Below are 26,356 nucleotides of genomic sequence, written 5' to 3'. Positions count from 1 at the left end.
GCTCACGGCGTGAGGGTCCCGAGGGACACCAGCACGCCGTCCCGGAAGCACAGCCGGTAGGCGTCGCCCGAACGGTCGTCGAACCGGTCGGCCGTCATCGCGTAGTACTCGCACGTCAGGCCGTCTCCTGTCGGCTCGGCGGTCAGCGGTCGGTAGTCGGTCTGGCGCGACGGAAGGAAGCGCGCCACCTCGGAGCGATCCTGCCCCAGGCGCAGCCGGGCGTAGTCCCCGGGTTCCAGGACCGACCGGGACGCGGAGACCACCTGCCAGGCCATCAGCCCTCCGGTCAGCACCGCACCCGTCAGCAGGGGCACCAGGACGGCAGCGGCCAGGGTCCGGCCCGCGCGGCCGCGGGCTCGCCGGTGCTCCGGCGGCAGGCCGCTCGCGGCACGTGGGTCAGGGGCGGAGGGCGGCCGGGGCGGAGGGATGTGCGGAAGCGTCGCGGCCACTTCGAAACCGCCGTCCGCGCGTGGACCGTGGTCGACGGACCCTCCGGTCAGCCGTACGCGCTCTTCGAGGCCGATGAGACCGTGACCGCCTCCCCGGGAGGCGGGCCGCACGTCCGTGACCGCCCCGGCGGGCGGCGGGGTGTTGCGGACGACGACCCTCGACTCCGTGTCCGCGTGGGCCACTTCGACCGTGGCCGTCGCGCCCCGTGCGTGCTTGGCCACGTTCGTCAGGGACTCCTGCACCACCCGGTGCAGTGCCCGCTCGACGACCGGCGCCATGCCCTCCGCCTCGCCGTCCGTGCGCAGCTCCACCGCGAGCCCTGCCGCGCGCGCCCGGGCCACCAGGTCCGCGACACCGGCGTCACGGGGGTACGCCGACGGGGCGGCGCTCTCCTCGCGCAGCACGCCGATCACCTCGCCCAGACGCTCCACCGCGCCCGCCGCCCTGGCCCTGATGTCCCCGGCGGCCTTCCGGTGCGACTCCGCGAGGCCCGGCGCGAGCTTGAGGGCGCCGGCCGAGAGGGCGATCAGGCTGAGGTCGTGGCCCAGCACGTCGTGCATGTCCTGTGCGATGCGGGTCCGTTCGCGCAGCCGGGCCTGTTCGGCGACCAGTTCCCGCTCGCGCTGGAGCTGGTCCGCGCGCTCCCAGCCCGCCCGGACGAGCTGCTGGTACTGGCACCAGAAGCGGCCCGCGAACCAGGGCACCATCAGCGCGGCCACCAGCACCCCGACGAAGCGGCCCGCCAGCGGAAGCCAGGCGGGGACGGCGTACAGGACCACCACGCCCGCCGCGAGCAGCCCGAGGAGCGCGAGCGCGGTCGGGGCCGTACGCCCGGGCCACCGCCCGCACAGGAACGCGGCGACGGCGGCCGGGAGGGCCCACCAGAGGCTCAGCGTGCTGAGGGACGCGGCCGTCAGCGCCGCCGCGGCCACGCCCGCCGCGAGCGGCGTCCCCGGGTCGGTCGTCCACCGGGAGGTCGTCCATCGGGAGAGGGACCGGGAGGCGGATCGCGAGGCGGCATCCGTACCGGCCGTGTCCCTGCCGTCGATCAGTGCACTGTCCACGCAGGGGACGGTACGCACTCGGCGGACCTGGCAACACTGCCGAAAGTCGAATCCCTGACGGCCAGACTCTCCGCCTGGGGACGGCCTGGCTCTCGACCGGCCCTCAAGGGAACGTCCGCCCCATGCCCCGCACCCTCCGGTTCACTGCCCTACGAGGTGCATCCCGCTCCCTACGGCTCATTCCCGTACGAGGTGCATCAGTGCCTGGGCCGCGAGCCGGTAGCCGTACGCCCCCAGGCCCACCACCACACCGCTCGCCAGCGGGGCGATCACCGACTCGTGGCGGAACTGCTCGCGCGCCCAGACGTTGCTCAGGTGCACCTCGATCCACGGCGGCGCGTAGCTGGCCAGTGCGTCGCGCAGGCTCCAGCCCGCGATCATCAGCGCACCCGGGTTCACTATGGCGCCGACGGTGGAGTCGTGGTGCCGGTGAATGGCGCCGACGAGCTCGCCCTCCGAGTCGTGCTGCACCGAGCTGATTTCCCAGCCCCGTCGGCCGACTTCCTCCGCGACCGCCTTCTCGATGTCGGCGAGGGTGTCGGTGCCGTAGATCTCCGGCTCACGCCTTCCCAGGATTCCCAGGTTCGGGCCGTTCAAGAGGAGTACGACGCCCACAGCAGCACCTCGACATTCCTTTTCACGCGGGATTCCGGACTTCGCCCGTCTTCACTCGCCGAAGGCGGGCCGTCCCATCCTGGCGCGCCATTCCCCCACCGCGCCAACTTTCCGATCGACGGCCGGACGCGAATCAGCCCTATTACGCTCGGAGTTCGGTAGAGGCTTTCTACAGCGCGCGGGACGCGGCATCGCCGCAGCTGAGGGCGCCGCCCTAACCTGGTCGGCGCAGTACCCCCACCTGCACCCCCACCTGCACGGCACGGAATCCACGACAGGAGACGTGATGCTTGACTCTCCGTTTCGCCCGCGGCTGCCCCCCACCTTCTCCAGCCTGCGGACCTGCGCGAGAAGATCGTGCGAAACCGCCCTCGTGACCGAGTCCTCATTCACCGCGTGGACGCGCGGGGAACTCGCCGAGGGAATACGGCTCGCGAATACTGCTGGTGCGATGAAACCCGAATGCACCGGGAATTGCAAGGCTTTGGCAAAGATCTGGCTCGCCACCCTGCTGGTCGGGGTCCGCGACCTCTCCGGCGCCGCCCGGGCCCTCGCCGAACTCGACGCCACGGCGCCGCCCGTCGGCGAGAGTCCCGCCGGCAAGGACACAGCCGACGAGAGCCCAGTCGGCAAGCCGGTCGCCGTCGAGGCCGTCGCCACCGCGTCGCTCCTGTGCGCAGCCCATCTCTCTCTGGCCCGTGGCGAGCACGGCAACGTTGTCGCCCTCGTCCACGAGGCGTCGGAGCGTGCCCGGCGGGCCGGTCTGGGGCGCCTGCTGCCCGACGCCCACACCGTGATGGCCCTCAGCGCGCTGCGCCAGGGCGACATGAGCGTCGGCATGGAGTTCACCAACCAGTTGCGCGACTGCGCGCTGCTCGGCCAGACCGCGCACCGTCCCAGCCAGTGCGCCTGGGTGGCCGCGCAGCTCCTTGAGGTCCAGGGCGGTGCAGACAGCGCCGCGCACCTCGTCGTGGGCCTCACCACGGACGACGAGTTGCTGCGCGAGCTGCTGGCCTTCCAGCCCGCCGCGGCCGCCTGGCTGGTGCGGGCCACCCGGCGGCTCGGGGACGAGGGCCTCGCCCGGCACGTGGCGTCGGCGGCCGAGGGCCTCGCGGCCGGCAGTCCGGGTCTGCGCTCCCCGGAGGCCGCCGCGGCGCACGCGCGGGGCCTGTTCGACCGCGACGCGGACCGGGTGGCCCGGGCCGCGCGCCTGCACCTGGACCTGTGGGCCGCCGCCTCGGCCCGTGAGGACGCGGGACGCCTGCTCTCCGCACGTCCTTCGGAGCGGGACCGGGCGGTGGACCTCCTGGAGGCGGCCACCGGCGGCTACACGGCGAGCGCGGCACCCCGGGACGCGCGGCGCGTGGCGAGCAGGCTGCGCGCGCTGGGCGTGCGGCGCGGGGCGCGTCGGCCGTACGGGGCGGGCGACGCCGCCACGGGGGCGCTGACCGACACCGAGGCGGCGGTGGCGGAGCTGGTGAGCCACGGGTTCACCAACTCGCAGGTGGGCGAGCGGCTGTTCATCTCCGGGCACACCGTGGCCTTCCACCTGAAGAAGATCTTCCGGAAGATGGACGTGGGTTCGCGCGTGGAGCTCACACGGGCGTGGAGCCGTCTCTCGGACAGATGACGGATGACGGCTGACGGCTGACGGCTGACGGCTGACGGCTGACGGCTGACGGCTGACGGCTGACAGATAACGGACGACAGATAACGGACGACAGCTGACGGACGACAGACATCCGTCGGCAGACGACAGATGACCGCCAACTGACCATGCCCCCACCCCCACCCCCACCCCCATCCTCACCCCGACACCGTCACCACCGTCACCACCAACCCCCCGCGCACCGCCCACCGCCCCTCCAGCCGTGTCAGCCGTCGCCCCGCGACCACCGGGCCCGGGACGAGCAGTGACGCGCTCAGCGTGCCGTGCGGTTCGGGCCCCAGGGCCGTACGGAACTCCAGGTCCGCGTCAGCGAAGCCCAGGCGGGTAGCGGTCAGCGGGTACCACGCCTTGTACACCGACTCCTTCGCGCTGAACAGCAGTTGGCCCCAGTGGATCCCCGGGTGGCGCCGCGTCAGGTGGTCCAGGCGTTGCTCCTCCGTGGGCAGCCGCACCGCCCGCAGGACGTCGGGCGCGAGCGCGGTGTGCGGTTCGGCGTCGATGCCGAGGGACGCGAAGTCGCCCGAGCGGGCCACCGCTGCCGCGCGGTAGCCCGTGCAGTGCGTGAGGCTGCCCGTCAGTCCCTCCGGCCAGCGCGGCGCGCCGTACGCGTCGCTGGTCACGGGCAGCGGGGCATGGCCGAGACGGGCCATGGCGCGGCGGGCGCAGGCGCGCGCGGTGGCGAACTCGCGGCGGCGCGCGTCGACGGCGTCGGCCACCAGGGCGCGCTCCTCGGGGTAGAGGTGGGCCGCGCCCTCGTCGCCGTACGCCTCCTCGACCGCGACCGACGGGGGCAGCAGGGCCGCGATCACAGGATGCGGCGCAGGGTCCCCGGGGGCTCCTCGCGGCGCTGCCACTCGCGCGGGTAGCCCACGGACACCTCCTCGAAGCGCACGCCCTCGTGGTGGGTGGTGCGCGGGATGTGGAGGTGCCCGTAGACCATGGCCGCCACCGGGAAGCGGCGGTGCCAGTCGTCGGTGAGCGTGGTGCCGCACCACATGGCGAACTCCGGGTACCAGAGCACGTCCATGGGGTGGCGGTGCGTCGGGTAGTGGTTGACGAGCACCACGGGCAGGTCCGCCGGGAGTGCGGAGAGCCTGCGTTCGGTCTCGGCGACCCTGACCCGGCACCAGGCCTCGCGGCTGGGGTACGGGTCGGGGTGGAGGAGCTTCTCGTCGTTGCAGACGATCCCGGTCTCGTACGCGTACGCCAGGCCCTGCTTCCGCGTGGTGCAGCCGGGCGGCAGGAACGAGTAGTCGTACAGCAGGAAGAGCGGGGCGACGGCGACCGGGCCGCCGGGGCCCCGCCACACCGGGTAGGGGTCCTCCGGCGTGGTGACGCCGAGGTCGCGGCAGAGGTCGACCAGGTGCTCGTACCGCTCGACGCCGCGCAGGGTGACGGGGTCGCTGGGGTGGGTCCACAGGTCGTGGTTGCCCGGGACCCACACCACCTTGGCGAAGCGCCCCGCGAGCGTCTTCAGGCACCAGCGGATGTCGGCGACGGTCTCCGCGACGTCACCGGCCACCAGCAGCCAGTCGTCCTCCGACTCCGGTTCGAGCCGCTCCACGAGGGCGCGGTTCTCGGCGTAGCTGATGTGCAGGTCGCTGATGGCCAGGAGCCGTCCCGTACCGTCGGTCACTTGTCCGTCGCCCCCGCTCGTGTGCGTCCGCTGTCCGGGTCCATTACACCGACGCGGGCTGCTTGGGCGCCAGTTGGGGGTCTCCGGGGCCGGTGAGGCCCATCTCCGCCTCGGCGTTGTCGTCGACGCGCTTCATCGCCAGGCGCAGGATGGGCGGCGCCATCAGCGAGGTGACGATCGCGACGAGGATGATGATGGTGTACGCCTCCGGGCCGAGCACGCCGAGCTTGAGGCCGACCATGGCGACGATGACCTCGATGACGCCGCGGGAGTTCATGCCGGCGCCCAGGGCGAGGGCTTCCCAGCGGCCGAGTCCGCTCATCTTCGCGCCGATGAAGGCGCCGACGAACTTGCCGAGGACGGCCACGGCGAGGACGGCGACGGCGGCGAGCAGCACGGTGGGCCGGACCAGGGCGGTCAGGTCCATCCGGATGCCGGCGGTGGCGAAGAAGACCGGGGCGAGGAAGGCCAGGACGGTGGTGCGCAGCGGCTCCAGCTTCTCCTTGTCCAGCTCGCCGCTGGTGCCGACGAGCACGCCGCAGACGAAGGCGCCGAAGACGGCTTCCAGGTGCAGGGCCTGGGAGGCGGCCGCGCCGAGCAGGACGATCAGGGCCGCGGTCGCGACGGTGGGGGCGGCCGACTCGGAGCGGTTGGCGGCGCGCAGGGCGAGGCTGACGAGCGGACGGCCGACGAAGTACGCGGCCAGGACCAGGCCCACCGGGTAGAGCAGGGACGTGACCAGGGTGCCGGTGGTGAGGCCGACGGTGGCCATGGCCGAGACGATGGAGAGCAGGAACCAGCCGACGATGTCGTCGATCACGCCCGCGGAGAGGGTGAGTTGGCCGATGTCGCGGTGCAGCAGGTTCATGTCGATGAGCGTCTTGGCGATCACCGGGATGGCGGTGACGCACATGGCGACGCCGAGGAACAGGGCGAACACGAGGGTCTCGGTGTCGCCGCCGATGAGCGCCTTGGGCAGCAGGAAGCCCATGGCGACGCCGAGCACCAGCGGCAGGAGGAGTCCGGCCAGGCTGACCCGCATGGCGGTGGTGCCGCGCCGCTTGACGAGGTCGAACTTCAGCTCCATGCCGGTGAGTCCGACGAGCAGGATGACGCCGACCTGGCCCACCGCGTCGAGCAAGTGCATCTGGGAGGTGTCCTTGGGCAGCAGCCAGTCGGCGAGGCCGGGCCACACGTGGCTGAGTATCGAGGGGCCGACGATCACGCCGGCCAGCAGCTCGCCGACGATGGCGGGCATGTGGAAGCGGGCCGCGAGGCGGCCCAGGGCCATGGCGAGCAGGAGCAGGACCGCGAGCTGGAGCAGGAGCACCAGCAGGGTGTGCGCGGGCAGGGTGGGGACGGGCGCGGCGCTCAGTGCGGCGCTCATGGGCGGTCTCCTCAGATCCGGGCGTCGTGGAGCGTGGCGGTGTCCCGGCGGGCGAGCCGGTCGGCGACCAGTGCGGCCACGCGGTCATTCTGGTCGTTGAGGTAGAAGTGGCCGCCGGGGAAGACCCGCACCTCGGTGGCGGCGGTGGTGTGCTCCTCCCAGGCCGCCGCCTCGTCGAGGGAGACCCGGGGGTCGGTGTCGCCGGTGAGGACGGTGACGGGCAGGTCGAGCATCCGGGCGGGGTCCCAGCGGTGGCTCTGGACGGCGCGGTAGTCGCCGCGTAGGGCGGGCAGGATCATCTCGCGGACCTCGGGGTCGGCGAGGTGGGCGGCGGGGGTGCCGCTGAGCTTGAGGAGTTCGGCGACGATCTCCTCGTCGGAGCCCGCGTCGATGCGGTCGTCGGGCCGGTGGCGGGAGGGGGCGCGGCGGCCGGAGGCGAAGAGCCGTTCGGGCCCGGGCAGTCCGGCGTCCTGGAAGCGCAGGGCGACCTCGTAGGCGATCAGGGTGCCCATGCTGTGGCCGAACAGGGCCAGCGGCAGGTCGTCCAGCGGGCGGAGAGCCGCGAAGACGTGGTCGGCCAGTACGGAGAGGTTGGCGATCGGCGCCTCGTGGCGGCGCTCCTGGCGTCCGGGGTACTGGACGGCCAGGACGTCGACGTGCGGCGCGAGGGCCTTGGAGAGCGGGAAGTAGGCGGTCGCGGAGCCGCCCGCGTGCGGCAGGCAGACCAGGCGGGTCCGGCTGTCGGGCGCGGGGTGGAACCGGCGGACCCAGGGTCCGAGTTGCTCAGGCGATCGGGACACGGCCAGGTTTTCCTCTCGGGATTCGCCCCGCGGTCTTCGATGGCCCCGTCACGGGCGGGCCGGCGCGGCTGAGTCACTCTCCCGTCGATCACCGGAGACCGGCCGCAGGATCACTCAAGCCCCACTGGATGCCGAACGGGCCGTGCGTCGCGACCACTTGGGATCCGCTGGGGCTGCGGCATGGCTTCCCTCGCAGGGGATTCGTACGGGGCTCTCACCGGGCTCGTACGGAACTCGCAAGGGGCTCCTACCGGGCTCGTACGGGAATCCGCGGGCGCGGCGGGTCCGGCATCATGGCCCCGGCCCGCAATCCACCCACCACAGGGGGCGATCCCGTGAAGATAGTCGCGGACACCGACAGGTGTGTCGGCGCCGGTCAGTGCGCGCGCACCGCGCCGGAGGTGTTCGACCAGGGCGAGGAGGACGGCCTGGTCGTGGTGCTCGACGCCGAGCCCGGCCAGGAGCTGCTCGCCGGGGCCGCCGAGGCCGTGGACCTGTGCCCGGCGCGGGCGTTGTCGCTGGACTGACCGGCGGTGCCCCGGCCCGCGCGTGGCGGGCCGGGGACGGCGTCGAGGGGGGTGCGGGCGGCTACAGCGGCCTGCGGGCCACGATCCTGGCGTGGTGCGGGTCCGTCCTGCCCGCCGCGACCAGGGCGCCCAGTGCCTCGTCGAGGAACTCGTCGACCCGGTCGCCGAGCAGTTCGGTCTGGGAGGCGAACCAGGTGCGCTTGAACCGTACGCGCATCTCGGCCAGTTCCTCCGGCGTGAGCGGCTCGCCGTTCTTGCGGCTGAAGGGGTGCGGCAGTTCGGGCACGTAGTGCACGAGCTCCAGGCCGGCGCCGGTCAGCACCTCGGCCACCAGGTCGGCCGGGTAGTCGCGCATGGCGGGCGGCACGGCGGCGAACAGCTCGCGCCACTGCGGCTCCTCGGCGATCCTCCGCAGGATCCCGAAGAGGCCGGGGCCCTCGTCGCGCGGCTGCGCGCCGGTCCACTGGAGCACCAGGTGGCCGCCCGGGCGCAGGGCGCGGGCGAGCCGGCGCAGCGGCTCCTCGGCCTCGGAGACCCAGTGCAGCACCCAGGAGGAGTGCACCACGTCGAACTGCCCCTCGGGCAGGGCGAGTTCTTCGACACGACGGACTTCGGCGCGCACCGGCAGGCCCGCGCACTGGCTCCGGGTGGTCTCCACCATCGACGGCGACGCGTCGCTGGCCCAGACCTCGAAGCCGCGTTCGGCGAAGGTGCGGGCGATCTCGCCCGCGCCGCAGCCCACTTCGGCGAAGGTGCCGCCGCGTTCGAGGGAGTCGCCGACCAGGGCCAGCGCGGCGAGCGCCGTCTTCACGTGCGGGGAGTTGACCTTCACGTACTCGTCGGCCACCCAGGTGGTGGTCTGTGTCATCGGTCGAGTCCTGTCTGCGTGGAGGGAATGGGCACGTGGGAAAGGGGCGGTTGACGGATCGTCAGGCGAGCCGCAGGGGCAGGCTCTCGACCCGGGTCACGCCGGGGCGCAGCACCCAGGGGACCTCGTCCCTGGGCACCGCGAGGGTCAGGCCGGGGAAGCGGGAGAACAGCGCGTGCAGCGCCACTTCCGCCTCCTGGAGGGCCAGCGGGCGGCCCAGGCAGTAGTGCGCGCCGCGGCCGAAGCCGAGGTGGCGTTCGCCGCCGCCGTGGTCGCGGGCGATGTCCAGGCGCTCGGGGTCGGGGAAGCGGCGCGGGTCGGTGTTGGCGGGCAGGATCAGCGGCAGGATCGTGGAGCCCGCCGGGATGGTGGCGCCGCCGAGCACGACGTCCTCGGCCGGGTAGCGGGGCACGCCCCACTGGGTGGGGCCCAGGCGCATCAGCTCGTGCACGGCCCCGGGCCAGCGGGTCGGGTCCTCGCGCAGCAGCGCGAGCTGGTCGGGGTGGTCGAGCAGGGCGAGCACGGCGGTGGCCAGGAGCTGCGTCGTCGTCTCGTGCCCGGTGATGACCAGGGTGAAGACGAGGGTGACCATCTCCTGTTCGGTGAGCCGGTCGCCGTCGTCCTCCTGGGCCTGTACGAGGCCGGTGACCAGGTCGTCGCGCGGTTCGGCGCGACGGCGCGCGATGACGTCCAGCATGTGGTCGACGCACGCGCGCATGACGGCGGGGAGGCGGTCGCGGTGCTCGGTGGGGTTGCCCAGGCAGGCGCCCCAGTCGTACCAGGGGGCGCGCTCGTCCTCGTCGATGCCGACCATCTCGCAGATCACGGTGAACGGCAGCGGGTAGCAGAACGCCTCCATCAGGTCCACGGGCGCCCCGCCCGCGCCCTGTCCGGCGAGCCGGTCGAGCAGGTCGTGGGTGATCCGCTCGACCCGGGGGCGCAGTCCGGCCACGCGGCGCGCGGTGAAGGCCTTGGACACCAGGCCGCGCAGCCTGCGGTGGTGGTCGCCGTCGATCTGCATCAGCTTGTCGTCGAGGTAGTCGACCAGGTCGGACGGGATGTTGAGCTGCTTCATGATGGTGGTACGGGTGTCCGGCGCCTCCGGCACCGACGCGGGGTCGTTGAGGAACCGCGGGTCGGTGAGGACCGTGCGCACGTCGTCGTAGCGCGTGACCAGCCACATCGGCGGGCCGCCCAGCAGCGTTCCGGTGAGCAGGGGTGCCCGCTCGCGCAGCAGGGCGTACCCGGCGAACGGGTCGGCCACCAGGTCCGGCGAGAGCAGTTCGACCGGATCGGCCGGGGTCTCGGCGGTGACGGTCATGGGTCTCCCTCACACTTCGGCTTCACTTCTCGGTACGGGGATCGCGTACGGGACTCGCGTACGGAGATGGCGTACGGGAGTCGCGCACGGGTGCCGCCACGTCCCGGCGCGGACCGGCCGCGTCGCCAGGGGCTGCGCGGTCCGGCCGCGTCGCGGGGGCGGGTCCGTGCCGCTCGCCCGCCAAGTGCGTGGCTGCTACAGACACTAGGGTCGCGAGGGGCGGGCCGGGATCCCCCGACCTGGTAGAGAACGCCTTGAGCCCGGGCTCCCGGCCGTGGGCCCGGTGCTAGTGTCGCCGGACGTCCGGGGCTGCCACGAGGCCCGGCCAGCGGTACGCCTCCGCCATCGTGTCCTCGCGTACGTACGCCTCCTCTTCCGCGCCCCCTCGGCAACGCGGACACTCCGACACCTCGCGAGTAGGGATCACCATGTCGACCTTGCGCCCGCACGCCCACCAGCACCCGACGGACACCGACGTCGCCGTCGTCGGCAACGGGCCCATCGGTGCCGTCCTCTCGGTCCTGCTCGCCCAGCGCGGCCACCGGGTGACCGTGCTCGAACGGCGGCCGAGGCCGTACGTGCTGCCCCGGGCCACCAGCTTCGACGGGGAGACCGCGCGGCTGCTCGCGGCCACCGGCATCGGCGACCGCCTCGGCACCGTCACCGAGCCGGGCAACGGCTACCAGTGGCGCACCGCCTCGGGGCGGACGCTGCTCGACATCGTCTTCTCCGAGCGGGGGCGCTACGGCTGGCCGGACGTCAACACGGTGCACCAGCCCGCCCTGGAGGCGCTGGTCGCCGAGCGGGCCGCCGAGCTGCCGGGGATCACCCTGCTGCGCGGCCACCGGGTGGTCGGCCTGGCCCAGGACGACGCGTCGGCGACGCTGACCGTGGAGGACCCCGACGGCGACACCCGGCCGCTGACCGCGCGCTGGGTGGTGGGCTGCGACGGCGCCAACAGCTTCGTGCGCGAGAGCCTGGACCTGCCGATGACCGACCTCGGCTTCTCGTACGAGTGGCTGCTGTGCGACGTCGAGCTGCGCGAGGAGCGCGAGTTCACCCCCACCAACGTGCAGATCTGCGACCCGGCCCGGCCCACCACCCTGGTCGGCAGCGGACCCGGCCACCGCCGCTGGGAGTTCATGCGGCTGCCGGGCGAGAGCAGCGCCGAGCTGAACCGCGAGGAGACCGCGTGGCGGCTGCTCAAGCCGTACGGCGTGACCCCGGACAGCGCCACCCTGCTGCGCAGCACCACCTACATCTTCCGGGCGGCCTGGGCCGACGAGTGGCGCGCCGGGCGGGTGCTGCTGGCCGGTGACGCCGCGCACCTGATGCCGCCGTTCGCGGGGCAGGGCATGTGCTCGGGCGTGCGGGACGCGGTGAACCTGGCGTGGAAGCTGGACCTGGCGCTGCGCGGCCTGGCCGACGACGCGCTCCTGGACACCTACGCCGAGGAGCGCCGCCGACACGTCAAGGACTCGATCCTGTCGTCGGTGCAGCTGGGCCGGATGATCTGCGTGACGGACCCGGAGGCCGCCGAGGAGCGCGACGCCACGGTCCTCGCGGGCCGCCGGGGCCGTACGGAGCCGGTGCGTCCCGAGCCGGCGGGCCCGCTGCTCTCCGGGCTGCTGCGGGCGTCCTCCACGGGCGCGGCGGGTGCGGTGGGTGCGGTGGTGCCACAGGGGCGGGTGACCGCGTCGGGCGCGACGGGCCTGTTCGACGACGTGGTGGGCCGCGGTTTCGTGCTGCTGACGACGCAGGACCCGGAGCAGGTGCTGGGCGGGGAGCGCCTGGCGTTCCTCGACGCCCTGGACGCCCGTGTCGTACGGATCGCGGCCAACGCGGACGGAGCGGGGGACGTCGTCGACGTGGACGGCTTCTACGGGTCCTACCTGGCCGGGCTCGGGGCGACCGCGGTGCTCGTCCGCCCGGACCACCACGTCTTCGGCACCGCGGACGGCGCGGACGACACCGTCGCGCTGGTCGACGACCTGCGCACCGCACTGGGGGCGGGCGTCCCGGCGCTGGCGGGGCTCGCGGGGTGAGACAGAGGTGAGACAGGGGTGAACGTGCGGGCCCGGAGAGGCAGTTGTGCCTGTCCGGGCCCGCACGTTCCCGTTCTCGCAGAGGACTACAGCGTCCGCGCCAGCTCCAGCGCGCCCGCGAGCGAGGACAGGCCGCCCAGGGCCGCCCCGCGCACTTCCAGGCGGGGCACGCCCGGCCGGGTCAGGTCCGTCAGCTCCGCGTCCACCAGGACGTGCAGCTCCGGGATGCCGTGCGCGAAGCCGCCGCCGACCACCACCAGACGGGTGTGGAACATCTCCTGGACGCCCACCGCGGCGGCGGCCAGGGCCCGGGCGGCGCGGCGCAGCGCGCCCGTGGCCCACGGCAGCCCCTCGCGCCAGGCCGGGCCGAGCGCGTCGAAGGCCACCTCGCTCCCCCGCAGGCGGGCCGCGTGGGCGAGCGTGGCCGGTCCTGAGGCGAGGGCCTGGAGGCAGCCCCGGCGGCCGCAGGTGCAGCGCGGGCCGTCCAGGGCGACGACCGTGTGGCCGATCTCGAAGGAGCCGCGGGCCGGGCCCGGGCAGAGCGCGCCGTCGCGGACGAGGCCGCCGCCCACGCCCGTGCCGACCCCCAGGTAGAGGAGGTCGTCGCGGTGCGCGGCGCGGGCCTCGGCCAGGGCGCCGAGGTCGCCGTCGTCGGCCCAGGCGACCCGCGCCCCGGGGAAGAGGCCGCGCAGGGCGGCGCCCAGGTCGGTGCCGGCCCACTCGGGGCGGCCGGGCCAGGCCACGACCCGGCCGTCCGGTGAGACGGCGCCCGGCATGGCGACGCCGACGGCGGTGAACGGCGCGCCGACCCTCGTACGCAACTCATCGACGTGGAGCGTGAGTTGCGCCAGGTCGTGGTCGGCGCTGCGGCGCGGGTGCCAGGCGAAGGCCGTCTCCGCGACCGGGTGCGTGCCCTGCTCCGCCCGCAGCGCCACTTTCGTGCCGCCTATATCGATGCCGAGCCGCAGCGGTCGCGGGACCTCAGTCACCGGGCACGGAGGGGCACAGGGCGAGCAGTTCGACGGGGCGGCTGAGGATGACACCCGGGTCGGACGCCAGCAGTTCGGCGGCGTCGGACAGGGCCCACAGGGCTCCGGCCGAGTCGACCCCGGCGCCGCGGGCGCTCTCGATGTCGGTGGGCGCGTCGCCGACCATCACGGCCTCCTCGGGCCGCACGCCGAGCAGTTCGAGGGCGTGCTCGACGATGTCGGGGGCGGGCTTGGGGCGGGCGATCTCGTCCGAGCCGATGACGTGGTCGAAGAAGGGCAGCAGCCCCAGCTCGTTCAGGAGCGAGCGGGCACGCGGCCCGCTCTTGCCGGTCGCCACGGCCAGCCGGAAGCCGCGCACCCGCAGGGTGGTGAGCAGTTCCCGGACGCCGTCGAAGACCGGCACCTGGGAGGCGAGCCGGTAGCTCTCGCGGACGAACGGCTCCTCCATCTCCAGCGGCAGGTCCATGATCCGCATGATGTCCGGGAAGTAGCGCCCGAGGTGGCGGCGGTACTCGTCGAACGGCGCGGGGCCGTCGCCGACGACCTCCTTGTACGCGACGGCGAACGCCTCGTACATCACCGCGAAGCTGTCGACCAGGACGCCGTCCAGGTCGAAGATCACGGCGCGCCGGACGGGCAGGGCCGTCGCCGTGCCGCCGGGGGCGCCCGCGTGGTCGGTGAGGGTGAAAGCTGGTGCGGTCACCGGGTTGTTCCTCTCCTGTCGTGACTTCTGCTGGCTTGTGGGTGCCTGTGCGGGGCGAAACGGTGCCTGTCGGGGCGAACTGGTGCCTGTGCGGCCGGTCTTGGTGCCCTCGCGCGGGTGCGCGGTGCTCGGGTGCGCGGTGCTTACGCGGCGGCGGGTGCGGGTGCGGCGGGGCGCCGGTGTGCCGTCCTGGCCGACGCGTAGAAGTCCTCGATGGCCCGGACCGTCGCGCGGGCCTCGGCCACCGCCCGGCCGCGTTGCGCCGGGTCCGCCAACAGGACGGAAAGACAGTCGAGTTGGCGGTCGTACTCGCTGCCGATCGGCGCGTCGGGCAGTGGTACGGACGTGGTGGCGCCCTCGCGGGTGAGGGTCAGCTCGGGGCGGGGCGGGCGGTTGGGGCTGAACCCGAAGGTGCAGCGCAGCTCGGCGGTGCCCGCGCTGCCCACGACGCGGATCCGGGTCACGTCGTGCTCCTCGTGCGAGGCCCAGCCCGCGTCCAGGGAGACCGAGACGCCGTCCTCGCGCACGAAGAAGCCGCGCGCGGTGTCCTCCACGTCGCCGGTGTCCCCGGCGGCGGGGTCGTCCCCGCGCCAGGCCGCGCTGAAGGTCCCGGCCGTGACGAAGTCGCTGGAGGTGGCGCCGACCGCCTGGGTGAAGCGGGCCGGGCCGAGCAGCGCGGCCAGGGTGTCGAAGAGGTGCCAGCCGAGGTCGAAGAGGACGCCGCCGCCGGCCAGGTCGCGCCGGGTGAACCAGCCGCCCGCCTGCGGGACGCCCCGGGCCCGTACCCACGACAGCTCGGCGTGCCGCACGGCGCCGAGGTCCGGCACCAGGCGGGCCAGGGCAGCCACGTCGGAGCGGTGCGGGGCGGCGCTGCCCGCGAGCAGCACGGCGCCGCCCGCGCGTTCGGCGGCGGCCAGGGCCTCCGCCTCGGCGGAGGTGAGGCAGACCGGCTTCTCCAGGAAGACGGACACGCCCCTGGCCAGGAGCGCCGCGGCGACCGGCGCGTGCAGGTGGTTGGGGACGGCGACGACGGCCAGGTCGACGGCGTCGGGGTCCAGCGCGTCCACCGTCGGGTGCACCGGCACGCCGGGCGCCGCCCGGTGGGCCGCCGGGGCCGGGTCGACGGCGGCGACCACGTCGAAGGCGGCGTGCCGGGCCAGCCGGGGCAGCCACAGCTCCCGCCCCGCCCAGCCGAGGCCGACGACGGCCGTCCTGGTGCTCACGCGGCGGCCACGGCGTCCGCGACGTGCCCGGCCGTCAGCTCGACGGCCGCCTCGTCGGCGAGCAGCGTGCGGTGGTGCAGCCAGACGCAGTCCTTGCTGATGGCCTCGGTGTGCGGGCAGCGCTCGGCGATCTGCTCGGGCGTCTCGTCCGGCGCGCCCATCTCCCAGAAGGCGTCGGTGCGGTAGATGGCGCGGAAGCCGGCGAAGGCGGGGACGCCGGCGGCGACGAGCCGGTCCACCAGGGCGTTGCGGCCCTCTTCGGTGATGCCGGGCAGGCGGAACATCGCCATGTAGTGGGAGGGGAAGTCGGTGCGCTCGTCGGGCCGCTGCGGCTCGACGCCGTCGATCTTCTCCAGGAGCGGGCCGAGCAGCGCCCAGCGCTCCTGCCGGGTCCTGATCTGGCCTTCCAGGCGGCCCAGTTGGGCCCGCAGGACGGCGGCGGAGAACTCGTTGAGGCGCAGGTTGGAGCCGGCGATCTGGTGCTTGTAGTGCCGGTCGGTGCGCGGCCGTCCGCAGCTGTGGCGCAGGAAGGCGTGCTCGTGCAGCTCGGCGTCGGGGAAGAGCACCGCGCCGCCCTCCCCGGCGGTCATCAGCTTGCCGTTCTGGAAGCTGAACGCGGCGACCGAGCCGAGCTCGCCGACGCGCTTGCCCCGCCAGCGCGCGGCGTGCGCGTGCGCGGCGTCCTGGACCAGCGGGATGCCCGTCTCGGCGGACAGCGCCCCCAGGGCGTCCATGTCGGCCAGGAACCCGGCCATGTGCACGGGCATGATCGCCGCGGTGCGCTCGGTGACGGCGGCGCGGACGGCGGCCACGTCGATGTTGTACGTGTACGGGTCGACGTCGACCGGCACCGCGACGGCGCCCAGGCGCTGGGCGGCCTGCGAGGAGGAGATGAAGGTGAAGGCGGGGACGATGACCTCGGAGCCCGGGCCCACGCCGAGGACCTGCAGGGCGAGTTCGAGGGCGTGGGTGCCGTTGGTGACGGCGAGCGCGTGGGGGGCGCCGTGGAAGTCGGCGAACTCCTGCTCGAAGGAGTCGACTTCGCTGCCGCCCATGCGCCACCACTGGCCCTGCTCCAGGGCGCGGACGAGGCCGTCGCGCTCGGTCGCGTCGTACTGGGGCCACGTGGGGTACTCCGGCGCCGGTCGCACGTTCATGATTCTCCAAAGACCTGTGGGTGGGTGGGACGGGGTCGGCGGGCGGGATCTCAGCGCAGCCCGAAGAAGGCGCGGTAGGAGGCCAGTTGGCCCTCCAGCATGTGGATGCCGTGGTGGATCCGGTGGCCCCGGGCGGCCGCCTCCCGCAGCAGCCGCGTCTCGCGGGGCTTCATGACGATGTCGGCGACCACGCAGTGCGGTGCGAGGCCCTGGAGCGGGAAGGGCAGCGGGTCGTCGGGGCGCAGCCCGAGCGGCGTGGCGTTGACCACGAGGTCGGCGCCGTCGGGGCGCGGGCCGTCCAGGGCGTCGACCCGGCCGGGCCAGTACGCGTCCAGGCGGGCGGCCAGCGCGGTGAGCCTGGCGGTGTCGGTGTCGTACAGGCCGAGCCGGTCGGCCCCGGCGGCGAGGATCGCGGCGGCGACGGCGCTGCCCGCGCCCCCGGTGCCGACGAGGACCACGCGGCGGCCCCTGAGATCGTGACCGGCCCCGACCAGGCCGGTGACGAAGCCGGAGCCGTCGAAGTTCTCCGCGTGCCACCGGCCGTCGGCCTCGCGGCGCAGCACGTTTGCGCTGCCGACGATGTCGACGCTGGCGGAGCACCAGTCGGCGAGGCGCCGGACCGCCGCCTTGTGCGGCACGGTGACGAACATCCCGTCGAGGTTCACGATCCGCTGGAGTCCGCGCACCACCGGCTCCAGGTCCTCCGGCCGCGCGTGCACCGGGACGACGACCGCGTCGATGCCGAGTCCGGCGAGGACGGGGTTCATCAGGGCGGGGGCCTGCACCTGGGCGACGGGGTCGCCCAGGACGGCGTAGAGCCGGGTGGTGCCCTGGATGGCGGGGACGGCAGGCGCGCCCTCCGCCGTGCCGCGCCCGGCCGTCGGCGCGGTCATCGCGCCCTCTCCTGTGCCGCTCCCGCCGAGGCGACGGCGGCCGGTCCGGGTGCGACGAGCTCCGCCAGCGGGCGGCGGTCCATCGCGTCCAGGACCCGGGCGACCACGTCCTCGGGCACGTCGCCGACCAGGGCGGCGCCGCCGGGACCGTCGAGGACGAACGCGAGTCCGTCCAGGGCCTTCTTGTCGTGCCGCATCAGCCGCACCAGCTCCCGGGTGCCGACGCCCTCGGGCAGCGCCGCCGGCAGTCCGTAGGAGCGCACCACGTCCTCGTGCTCGGCCGCCCTGGCCGCGTCGACGCGCCCGAGGGCGGCGGCGAGCCGGCCGGCGAAGACGGTGCCGACGGCGACGCCCTCGCCGTGGCGCAGGGCGTAGTCGGTGGCCCGCTCCAGGGCGTGGCCCAGGGTGTGGCCGTAGTTGAGGACGTGCCGCGGCCCCGCGTCCCGCTCGTCGGCCTCGACCACCCGGGCCTTGAGCCGCACGCTGGCCTCGATCTGCCGCTCCAGCGGCAGCCCGCGCAGGTCGGGGGCGCCGATGAAGTGGCAGCGGGCGATCTCGCCGTAGCCGTTGCGCAGTTCGCGCGCGGGCAGGGTGGAGAGGTAGTCGGTGTCGCACAGGACGGCGCTGGGCTGCCAGTACGCGCCGACGAGGTTCTTGCCGTGCGGCAGGTTCACCGCGGTCTTCCCGCCGACGCTGGCGTCCACCTGGGCGAGCAGCGAGGTGGGCAGGTGCACCACGGGGACGCCGCGGTGGTAGAGGGCGGCGGCGAGGCCGACCACGTCGGTGGTCGTCCCGCCGCCGCAGGAGACGACGACGTCGTTCCTGGTGAGCCCGGAGCGGACGAACGCGCCGCACAGCGCCTCGACGGTGGCGAGGGTCTTGTCCTCCTCCCCGTCGCGGGCGGGCAGCAGCAGCGTCTCCACCCCGGTGTCGGGCACCCATTCCGCCGGGCGTGCCGACACGACGACGGCCCGCGCGGCGCCCAGGCGGCGGACGGTGTCGGCGAGGCGGTGGCGCACGCCGGGGCCGATCAGCACGTCGTACGCGTGGTCCTTCAGGCGCAGGGGAACGGATGCCATGACTGCCTACCGGCCGGCCGTCACGCGCAGGACGCGGGACTCGGAACGCTCCTTGCGGTCGACCTCGTCCAGGTGCGGGTAGGCGGGGCAGCCGTAGACCCGGGTGAACGGCTCGAAGGTGTCCCACTCCTTGCGGCGGCGCATCTCCATGGCCACCGAGTTGTGCTCGCTCCAGAAGTCGCCGCCGATCAGGCGGACCAGGTAGCGCTCCAGGGTGTCGCGGTCGGTGGAGCGGGCCGCGTCGGCGGCCATGGCGACCAGCTCGCCGTCGTAGTAGGCGTGGATGAGCCGGATGTAGGTGTCGTAGCCGGTCTTGAAGTAGTTGGAGTAGCGCTCCAGGAGACGCTCCTCCTGCGTCGGGTCGGCCAGCAGCTCGCCGAGCGTCTCCGCGGCGCGCACGGCGGTGGAGGAGGCGACCAGGACGCCGCCGGAGAACATCGGGTCGCCGAAGCAGCCGGCGTCGCCGACCATCAGCCAGCCGGGGCCGGTGACCGTGTCGGTGTGGTAGCAGTAGTCGGTCTCGACCTTGAGGTCCATCGTCGGGGTGGTGCCCTTGAGCCGGGAGACGATGCGCGGGATGCGCGCCACGTGCTCCTCGAAGCGCTGCTCGGGCGTGGAGGCGCGCAGCACGTCGCGCGGCATGACCGTGCCGACGCTGATGGCGTCCTTGGACAGCGGGATCGCCCAGACCCAGCCGTCGTCGTGGGCGCCGACCTGGATGTCGCCCTCGATGCCGAGGTTGTTGCTCTCGTCGAGGCCGCTGTAGTGGCGGAAGACCGCGACCATGCGCAGCTTCTCCAGGGTCTTGCGCAGCCCGAAGCGGTTGGCGATCTTGCCGTGCCGGCCGCTGGCGTCGATCACGTACGAGGAGCGGACCTCGTGCTGCTCGCCGTCGTGCTCGTAGCGGACGCCGACCATGCGGTCGCCCTCCATCAGCAGCTCGCCGACGTTGGCGCCGAAGACGGTGCGGGCACCCGCGGCGGCGGCCTGCTCGGCCAGGAGGCGGTCGAAGCGGGCCCGCTCCACCTGGAAGGCGTTGTCGTGGCGGCCGGTGCCCTGCTTGGTGAAGTCCGCGCGGAAGACGCCCTCGAAGAACTTCTTCTCGGTCGGGTCGATGAACTCGCCGCCGAACTTCGGCACGTAGTCCTGGGAGGCCACCACGTCGCGCAGGCCGATCCGCTCGAACAGGCCCATCATGTACGGCAGGAGGGACTCGCCGATGTGGAACCGCGGGTCGCGCTCCTTCTCCAGGAGCACCACCTTGTGCCCCTGCTTCGCGAGCATGTAGGCGCTGACCGACCCGGCCGGGCCCGCGCCGATCACGACCACATCGGCTGTTTCCTTCGCCATGGTTCTCCCTTTCTGGGGGCTGCTGTGGGCTGCTGAGGCCACGTGCGTGGGGTGTGTCCGGCCGGATGGGGTGCCGGGGCCCTGGGCCCCGCCCGTGTGGGGCCGGAGGAGCTGTCGTCCGGGGACGGTGGTCGGACGGGGTTCGGAGGGGGTCAGCGGGGGGCGCCGGTGAGCAGGTCGGCGACCAGCCGCTCGTGCTCGGCGTCGTCCGTGACGGTGCGGACCTCCTCGCGGCCGTCGCGCACCGTCAGGTGGCGGCGCCCCTTGAGGACGACCTGGCCGTCGTCGAGGGTCCGGCCGCAGAGGATCTTGGTGCCGTCCTGCGGACCGGTGTCGGCCGCGATCTCGCGGACGAGGAAGTCCTCCATGTCCTTCCAGTCGCTCCACTCCCGGGGGGTCGTCGTGAAGGTGTAGACCACGTTCCACCGAGTGATCCTGCCGCGCCGCTGTAGAGCGGTCCTCGACCCCCGGTCGACCAGCCGGAACTGCGAGCCGTACTGGCTCTGCACGGCGTCGGAGACCAGCAGCGGCTCGACGTAGGAGGGGCCGGGGTAGCCGACGTCGACGAGCCAGTCCCGCCCGTCCAGGGACACCTTGCAGAACATGTGCTCCACCTCGATGCCGGACGCCTCCCAGCCCTCGGCGGTGCTCGCGGCCAGCAGCGTGACGTCGTAGCCGAGTTCGCCGAGCAGGCGGTGGAAGAGGCGGTTGAGCTGGAAGCAGGTGCCGCCGCGGCCCTCGGCGATGCTCGCCTCGAAGGTCGCGTCCTCGTCGAGGTCCACCAGGTGCGGACCGCCGTCCGCAAAGTCCTGGGTGGCGCCGTTGTACGGGATCGCCATCAGGTGGTTCTTGTGCAGCAGGCGCAGCGTCGCGAGGTCCACCCCCTTCTCTCCGGCGCAGCCGATGCGCTCCAGGTACCTGTCCACGTCGAACACGGGTCGTCGCCTTCCTTCACGGGGTCGCTTCGCTGGGTCGCTTCTCGGAGCCGCTGCACGGAGTCGTCTGACGGGCGGCGCGGTCGCGGCGGCGCCCCGGGGTGGGGCGCCGCACGCGGTCCGGCCGGACGGTCGGGCGGTCGGACGGATCAGACGGAGACGGCCACGGGACGTGCCGCCTCCTCGCCGACCAGCAGCTCGTGCAGGTGGGCGGCGAGCATGCCGGCGGTCGGGTAGTCGAAGACCAGGTTCGGCGAGAGCTTCGTCCCGGTGCGGTCGCGCAGCCGGTTGCGCAGCTCGATCGAGGTCAGCGAGTCGAAGCCGACCTCGAAGAGGCCCTGGTCCGCGTCGATGCGGTACGAGGCGTCGTGGCCGAGCACCGCGGCGATCTGGGCCCGCACCAGGTCGAGCAGCACCTTCTCGCGCGCGGCGGCCGACAGGCCCGCCAGCCGCTCGGACAGCGGCCTGCCCTGCTCGGCCTCGCCGGCCGCACCGGCCTGCTGGCGGCCCGTGCGGACCAGGCCGCGCAGCATCGCGGGCACCGCGCCGCCCGCCGACCGGGTGCGCAGCGCGCGCAGGTCGAGCTTGGCGGGCACCAGCTGGGCCAGGCCGGAGGCGAGCGCCGCGTCGAACAGCGCCATGCCCTCGGCCGGCGTGATCGCCTGGAGGCCGCCGCGGCGGTTCATGCGCTCCTTGACGATCTCGTCGGTCCCGGCGGCCATGCCGCCGCCCGCCTGGTCCCACAGGCCCCAGGCGAGCGAGAGGCCGGGGAGTCCGGCCGCCCTGCGCCGGGCCATCAGACCGTCCAGATAGGCGTTGGCCGCCGCGTAACTGCCGCTGCCCGCGCCCATGAAGACCGCCGAGACCGAGGAGTAGACCACGAAAGCGTCCAGCTCAAGGCCGCGCGTCAGCTCGTCCAGGTGGCGTACGGCGTCGACCTTCGGCGCGAACACCTTCGCCAGCCGCTCCGGGGTGAGCATCCCGATGACACCGTCGTCGGTCACACCTGCGGTGTGGACCACGCCGCGCAGCGGACGGTCGGCCGGTACGGAGGCCAGGAGCGCGGCGACCTGCTCGCGGTCGGACAGGTCGCAGGCCACGGCGCTCACCTGGGCTCCCTGCGCGGCGAGTTCGGTGACCAGCTCGGCCACGCCCTCCGCGTCCGGGCCCCGACGGCTGGCCAGGACCAGGCTCCGCACGCCGTGCCGCGCGACCAGGTGCCGCGCCGCCAGCGCACCGAGCGAACCCGCGCCCGAGACCAGCACCGTGCCGTCGGTGCCGAACGCCTCCGGGGCGGCGGGCGCCCTGGACGCGTCACGGACCAGGCGGGGGGCCGAGAACTCCGTCCCGCGCACCGCGACCTGCGGCTCGCCCGTCCCCAGCGCCGCGCCCAGCAGCGGCACCAGGTCCGCGCCCTCGACGAGGGCCGCCGGGTCGGTGTCGAGGAGCACGATCCGGTCCGGGTTCTCCGCCTGCGCGGCCCGCACCAGGCCCCACACCGCCGCACCCGCCGGATCGGTGACCCCGCCGTCGCCCGCGGGCACCGCGCCCCGGGTCACCACGGCGAGCCGCGACTCCTCCAGGCCCGGTCCGTCCAGCCAGCACTGCACGGCCTCCAGGACGCGGACGGTCAGGTCGAGCACCGCACCCTCGCCGTCACCGCCGACGGCCTCCAGGACCGCCAGGGACGGGGCGGCCACCAGGCCCGACTCCACGTCGTCGGCCAGGGTCGCCACGTCCTCCGCGCCGCCCACGTACGCCCACGACGGCTCGGCCGGCCGCGGTGCGGGCAGGGCCGTCCACTCGACCCGGAACAGCGCGTCGTGGCGCGGGGCGCCCGACGCGGTGTCCAGCTGCTTGGCCGAGACCACGCGGGAGGTCAGCGAGTCCATGGACACCACCAGGGCGCCGGTCTCGTCCGCCGCGGCCAGCGACAGCGCGTCCCGCTCGGGGCGCGCGATGCGCACGCGCAGCGCCGAGGCGCCCGCGGCGTGCAGGACCAGACCGTTCCAGGCGAACGGCAGCCTCAACTCCGGTGCTCCGGACGCCGATCCGGCACTTCCCTCCGGGGCGGGGCCACCCGCGATCTGGAGCAGCGGCGAGTGCAGGGCCGCGTCGAGCAGCGCCGGGTGGATGCCGAACCCGGCAGCCCCCTGGCGGTGCGCCTCGTCCAGGGCCACCTCGGCGAAGACCTCGTCACCGCGCCGCCACAGGGCGCGCACGCCCCGGAAGGCCGGTCCGTAGCCGTAGCCGACCTCGGCGAGCAGGTCGTAGCCGCCCGCGACGTCCACCTGCTCGGCCCCGGCCGGGGGCCAGGCCGTGAAGTCGAACTCCGCCGCCCCGGCGCCCGGTTGGGCCTCGGTGGTGAGCATGCCGCTGGCGTGGCGGGTCCAGGCGTCGGCGCCGCCGGGCCCTTCCGCGTCCTCGCGGCGCGAGAACACCTCGACGGTGCGCGAGCCGTTCGCGTCGGGCCCGCCGACCGCGACCTGCACCCGTACGCCGCCCTGCTCGGGCACCACCAGCGGCGCCTCGATCACCAGCTCCTCCAGGACCCCGCACCCGGCCTCGTCACCGGCGCGCACGGCCAGCTCCACCAGGCCGGTGCCCGGGACGAGCACCACGCCGCCGACCCGGTGGTCGGCGAGCCAGGGGTGCGACTTCAGCGACAGTCGCGCGGAGGCCACCAGGCCGTCGGACTGGGGCAGTTCGACGACGGCCCCGAGCAGCGGGTGGTCGGTCCCGGCGAGACCCAGCGAGGTCGCGTCGGTGGCCGCCCGTGCGGACGTCAGCCAGTAGTGCTGGTGGTCGAAGGCGTACGTCGGCAGGTCCACGCCCTGTCCGGTGGCACCGGCGGGCAGGGTGCCCGTCCAGTCCACGGGGACGCCGCGCACGAACAGCTCGGCCATCGACGCGAGCAGGCGGCCCGTACCGCCCTCGTCACGGCGCAGGGACCCGGTGGTCAGGACGTCCGCACCGCGGTCGAAGGCGGTCTCGGAGACCGGCTGGACGAGCACCGGGTGGGCGCTCACCTCGACGAAGACGCCGTGGCCCTGGCGGATGAGCTCGGCGACCGCGGGGCCGAAGCCGACCTGTCCGCGCAGGTTGCGGTACCAGTAACTCCCGTCCAGGACACCGGGATCGGTGACCCAGCCGCCGGTGACGGTGGAGTAGAACGCCATGAGCGGCACCTGCGCGCTGATGCCCGCGAGGGCTTCGGCCAGGGCGTCCTCGATGTCCTCCACGTGGCGGGTGTGGGAGGCGTAGTCGACCGCGACGCGGCGGACCCGTACGCCCTCGGACTCCAGGGCCGCCAGCGCCTCGTCCAACGCCTCGGCGTCACCCGCCACGACGACCGACGAGGGGCCGTTGACGGCAGCGACCTCGACCCTGCCCGCCCAGCGCTCCAGAAGGGCAACGGCGTCCGCCTCGGTCAGCGCGACCGACGCCATGCCGCCACGACCCGCGAGACGGTCCCGGATCGCCTGGCTGCGCAAGGCAACGACACGCGCCGCGTCCTCCAGCGACAGCGCACCGGACACGCAGGCAGCCGCGATCTCGCCCTGCGAGTGACCCACCACTGCATCCGGCAGCACACCCACCGACGACCAGACGGCCGCCAGACCGACCATCACGGCGAAGCTCGCGGGCTGCAACACGTCGACACGGTCGAGGAGTTCGGGCTCCGCGTCACCGCGCAGGACGTCGATCAGCGACCAGTCCACGTACGGTTCGAGAGCCGCCGCGCACTCCGCGATCCGCTCCGCGAACACCGGGGAAGAGTCGAGCAGTTCACGGCCCATGCCCGCCCACTGCGAGCCCTGGCCCGGGAACACCCACACCACCTTGCCCGGTCCGCCCGAGACGCCGACCTTGCCGGTGACCAGGGAGGGTGCGCTCTCGCCGCGGGCCAGCGCCCGCAGTCCGGCGACCGCTTCCTCGTGGGTGCCGGCCACGACCACCGCGCGGTCGCCGTGCAGGGCGCGCCGGGAGACCAGGGCGCCCGCGATGTCGGTCAGCGGGGCGCCGTCGCCCTCCTCCGCGTGCGCGGCGAGGCGTTCGGCCTGGCCCTTCAGGGCCTCGGCGCCGCGCGCCGACACGACCAGCGGCAGCGGTCCCGTCGGGGCCGGGGTGCGCCGGACGCGTTCGGCCGGGGCTTCTTCGAGGATCAGGTGGGCGTTGGTGCCGCTGATGCCGAACGAGGAGACGCCGGCGCGGCGCGGACGGCCGTCGCGCGGCCAGTCCCGCGTCTCGGTGAGCAGTTCCACGGCGCCGGTGGACCAGTCCACCTGGGAGGAGGGCGCGTCCACGTGCAGGGTCGGGGGCAGTACGCCGTGGCGCAGTGCCTGGACCATCTTGATGACGCTGGCGACACCGGCGGCGGCCTGTGCGTGGCCGATGTTGGACTTCAACGAGCCCAGCCAGAGCGGCTTCTCGGGGTCGCGGCCCTTGCCGTAGGTGGCGAGCAGGGCTTGCGCCTCGATCGGGTCGCCGAGGGCAGTGCCCGTGCCGTGGCCCTCGACGACGTCCACGTCGGCCGGGGTGATCCCGGCGTTGGCGAGGGCCTTGCGGATGACCCGCTGCTGGGACGGGCCGTTGGGGGCGGTCAGGCCGTTGGACGCGCCGTCCTGGTTGACCGCCGAGCCCTTGAGCACGGCGAGGACCTGGTGGCCGCGTTCGCGGGCCACCGACAGGCGCTCCAGGACCACCAGGCCGACGCCCTCGGACCAGCCGGTGCCGTCCGCGCCGTCCGCGTACGCCTTGCAGCGGCCGTCGCCGGCCAGGCCGCGCTGGCGGGAGAACTCCACGAAGCTGACCGGGGTCGCCATCACCGTCACGCCGCCGGCCAGGGCCATCGAGCACTCACCGGTGCGCAGCGACTGCGCGGCCAGGTGCATGGCCACGAGCGAGGAGGAGCAGGCGGTGTCCACGGTGACGGCGGGGCCTTCGAGGCCGAAGACGTAGCTGATGCGGCCCGAGGCGACGCTCGACGCGGTGCCGGTGCTCGCGAAGCCCTCCAGTTCGGGGGCGTCCACCCCGGCGCCGTAGCCCTGGTTGGAGACGCCGGAGAAGACGCCGACGTCCTTGCCCTTCAGGGAGTTGGGGTCGACACCGGCGCTCTCCAGGGCCTCCCAGGAGGTCTCAAGGAGCAGCCGCTGCTGCGGGTCCATCGCCAGCGCCTCGCGCGGCGAGATGCCGAAGAACGCGGCGTCGAAGCGGCCCGCGTCGCGCACGAAGCCGCCCTGGGTGGCGTACGAGGTGCCCACGCTGTCCGGGTCGTCGTCGAACAGCCCCTCCAGGTCCCAGCCCCGGTCGCCGGGGAAGTCGGACATGCCCTCGCGGCCCCGGGAGACCAGCTCCCACAGGGAGTCGGGCCCCGTCACCCCGCCGGGCAGGCGGCAGGCCATGCCGACGACGGCGATCGGCTCGTCCGGGTCGGCGGCGACGGCCGCCGGGACCACCGTCGCGCCGGACGCGGCGGTGTCGCCGAACTCCTCGCGCAGGAAGCCCGCGAGGGCCTGCGGGGTGGGGTAGTCGAAGATCAGCGTGGCGGGCAGCTTGAGGCCGGTGGCCTCGCGCAGCCGGTTGCGCAGCTCCACCGAGGTCAGCGAGTCGAACCCGGCCTCGTTGAACGCCGTGTCGGGGCG

At 74.1% G+C, this 26,356-nt stretch carries 20 protein-coding genes; 3 read left to right on the top strand and 17 right to left on the bottom strand.

Annotation, left to right across the window (positions count from 1 at the left end; genetic code table 11):
- Positions 1–2 precede the first annotated feature (2 nt).
- Positions 3–1,514 carry a sensor histidine kinase gene (locus ABT160_RS34835; RefSeq protein ID WP_502984358.1) on the bottom strand — a complete coding sequence of 504 codons (1,512 nt, stop codon included), beginning with the start codon at positions 1,512–1,514 and terminating at the stop codon, positions 3–5.
- Between the two features lie 177 nt (positions 1,515–1,691).
- Positions 1,692–2,129 (bottom strand): type II 3-dehydroquinate dehydratase, encoded by a 438-nt coding sequence (locus ABT160_RS34830; RefSeq protein WP_351651974.1) that lies wholly within the window; start codon positions 2,127–2,129, stop codon positions 1,692–1,694.
- Between the two features lie 484 nt (positions 2,130–2,613).
- Between ABT160_RS34830 and ABT160_RS34825 the strand changes: the two genes are divergently transcribed.
- Positions 2,614–3,759: a helix-turn-helix transcriptional regulator gene (locus ABT160_RS34825; protein ID WP_351651973.1), complete on the top strand. Its 1,146-nt coding sequence runs from the start codon at positions 2,614–2,616 to the stop codon at positions 3,757–3,759.
- A 176-nt stretch (positions 3,760–3,935) separates the two neighbouring features.
- On the opposite strand, the gene ABT160_RS34820 is transcribed toward ABT160_RS34825, so the two are convergent.
- Genes ABT160_RS34820 through ABT160_RS34805 form a run of 4 tightly spaced genes read right to left on the bottom strand, consistent with a single transcriptional unit; the run spans position 3,936 to position 7,621 of the window.
- Positions 3,936–4,607, bottom strand: a complete 672-nt coding sequence (locus ABT160_RS34820; protein WP_351651972.1) for a 4'-phosphopantetheinyl transferase family protein — start codon at positions 4,605–4,607, stop codon at positions 3,936–3,938.
- Positions 4,604–5,434: a metallophosphoesterase family protein gene (locus tag ABT160_RS34815; RefSeq protein ID WP_351651971.1), complete on the bottom strand. Its 831-nt coding sequence runs from the start codon at positions 5,432–5,434 to the stop codon at positions 4,604–4,606. Before ABT160_RS34815 ends, ABT160_RS34820 begins: the two co-directional genes overlap by 4 nt.
- A gap of 43 nt (positions 5,435–5,477) precedes the next feature.
- The gene (locus ABT160_RS34810; RefSeq protein WP_351651970.1) at positions 5,478–6,821 is read right to left on the bottom strand and encodes a cation:proton antiporter; all 1,344 of its coding nucleotides are present in this window, start codon (positions 6,819–6,821) and stop codon (positions 5,478–5,480) included.
- A gap of 11 nt (positions 6,822–6,832) precedes the next feature.
- Complete coding sequence (locus ABT160_RS34805) at positions 6,833–7,621, bottom strand: thioesterase II family protein (RefSeq protein ID WP_351651969.1); 789 nt, start codon at positions 7,619–7,621, stop codon at positions 6,833–6,835.
- A 335-nt stretch (positions 7,622–7,956) separates the two neighbouring features.
- On the opposite strand from ABT160_RS34805, the gene ABT160_RS34800 reads away from it, so the two are divergent.
- Positions 7,957–8,148 carry a ferredoxin gene (locus ABT160_RS34800; protein WP_351651968.1) on the top strand — a complete coding sequence of 64 codons (192 nt, stop codon included), beginning with the start codon at positions 7,957–7,959 and terminating at the stop codon, positions 8,146–8,148.
- A 61-nt stretch (positions 8,149–8,209) separates the two neighbouring features.
- Here the strand turns inward: ABT160_RS34800 and ABT160_RS34795 are convergent, their stop codons facing one another.
- Complete coding sequence (locus tag ABT160_RS34795) at positions 8,210–9,016, bottom strand: class I SAM-dependent methyltransferase (RefSeq protein ID WP_351651967.1); 807 nt, start codon at positions 9,014–9,016, stop codon at positions 8,210–8,212.
- A gap of 61 nt (positions 9,017–9,077) precedes the next feature.
- Positions 9,078–10,337 (bottom strand): cytochrome P450 family protein, encoded by a 1,260-nt coding sequence (locus ABT160_RS34790; protein ID WP_351651966.1) that lies wholly within the window; start codon positions 10,335–10,337, stop codon positions 9,078–9,080.
- A gap of 428 nt (positions 10,338–10,765) precedes the next feature.
- Between ABT160_RS34790 and mhpA the strand changes: the two genes are divergently transcribed.
- The gene (mhpA, locus tag ABT160_RS34785) at positions 10,766–12,382 is read left to right on the top strand and encodes a bifunctional 3-(3-hydroxy-phenyl)propionate/3-hydroxycinnamic acid hydroxylase MhpA (RefSeq protein ID WP_351651965.1); all 1,617 of its coding nucleotides are present in this window, start codon (positions 10,766–10,768) and stop codon (positions 12,380–12,382) included.
- Positions 12,383–12,468: 86 nt separating this feature from the next.
- Here the strand turns inward: mhpA and ABT160_RS34780 are convergent, their stop codons facing one another.
- The 9 genes from ABT160_RS34780 to ABT160_RS34740 all read right to left on the bottom strand — a co-directional run.
- Positions 12,469–13,371 (bottom strand): ROK family protein, encoded by a 903-nt coding sequence (locus ABT160_RS34780; RefSeq protein WP_351651964.1) that lies wholly within the window; start codon positions 13,369–13,371, stop codon positions 12,469–12,471.
- A complete protein-coding gene (locus ABT160_RS34775; RefSeq protein WP_351651990.1) occupies positions 13,364–14,011 on the bottom strand; it encodes an HAD-IA family hydrolase in 648 nt (215 codons plus the stop codon). Before ABT160_RS34775 ends, ABT160_RS34780 begins: the two co-directional genes overlap by 8 nt.
- 206 nt (positions 14,012–14,217) lie before the next feature.
- Positions 14,218–15,297, bottom strand: coding sequence for a Gfo/Idh/MocA family protein (locus tag ABT160_RS34770; RefSeq protein ID WP_351651963.1), 1,080 nt, complete (start codon positions 15,295–15,297; stop codon positions 14,218–14,220).
- On the bottom strand, positions 15,294–16,454 hold the full coding sequence (locus ABT160_RS34765; RefSeq protein ID WP_351651962.1) for a DegT/DnrJ/EryC1/StrS family aminotransferase: 1,161 nt from the start codon (positions 16,452–16,454) through the stop codon (positions 15,294–15,296). Before ABT160_RS34765 ends, ABT160_RS34770 begins: the two co-directional genes overlap by 4 nt.
- 50 nt (positions 16,455–16,504) lie before the next feature.
- Positions 16,505–17,347, bottom strand: a complete 843-nt coding sequence (locus tag ABT160_RS34760) for a shikimate dehydrogenase family protein (RefSeq protein WP_351651961.1) — start codon at positions 17,345–17,347, stop codon at positions 16,505–16,507.
- Positions 17,344–18,426 carry a 3-dehydroquinate synthase family protein gene (locus tag ABT160_RS34755; RefSeq protein WP_351651960.1) on the bottom strand — a complete coding sequence of 361 codons (1,083 nt, stop codon included), beginning with the start codon at positions 18,424–18,426 and terminating at the stop codon, positions 17,344–17,346. The genes ABT160_RS34760 and ABT160_RS34755 overlap by 4 nt, the downstream gene beginning before the upstream one ends.
- A gap of 6 nt (positions 18,427–18,432) precedes the next feature.
- Positions 18,433–19,776, bottom strand: a complete 1,344-nt coding sequence (locus ABT160_RS34750) for an NAD(P)/FAD-dependent oxidoreductase (protein WP_351651959.1) — start codon at positions 19,774–19,776, stop codon at positions 18,433–18,435.
- 152 nt (positions 19,777–19,928) lie between these two features.
- The gene (locus ABT160_RS34745; RefSeq protein ID WP_351651958.1) at positions 19,929–20,711 is read right to left on the bottom strand and encodes an arylamine N-acetyltransferase; all 783 of its coding nucleotides are present in this window, start codon (positions 20,709–20,711) and stop codon (positions 19,929–19,931) included.
- A gap of 149 nt (positions 20,712–20,860) precedes the next feature.
- A partial coding sequence (locus ABT160_RS34740; RefSeq protein ID WP_351651957.1) for a type I polyketide synthase occupies positions 20,861–26,356 on the bottom strand: 5,496 nt, incomplete at its 5' end.

Source organism: Streptomyces sp. NPDC001941 (assembly GCF_040296945.1).
In the GTDB taxonomy this organism is placed as follows: domain Bacteria; phylum Actinomycetota; class Actinomycetes; order Streptomycetales; family Streptomycetaceae; genus Streptomyces.
This window is presented reverse-complemented; position numbering and strand designations above follow the sequence as displayed.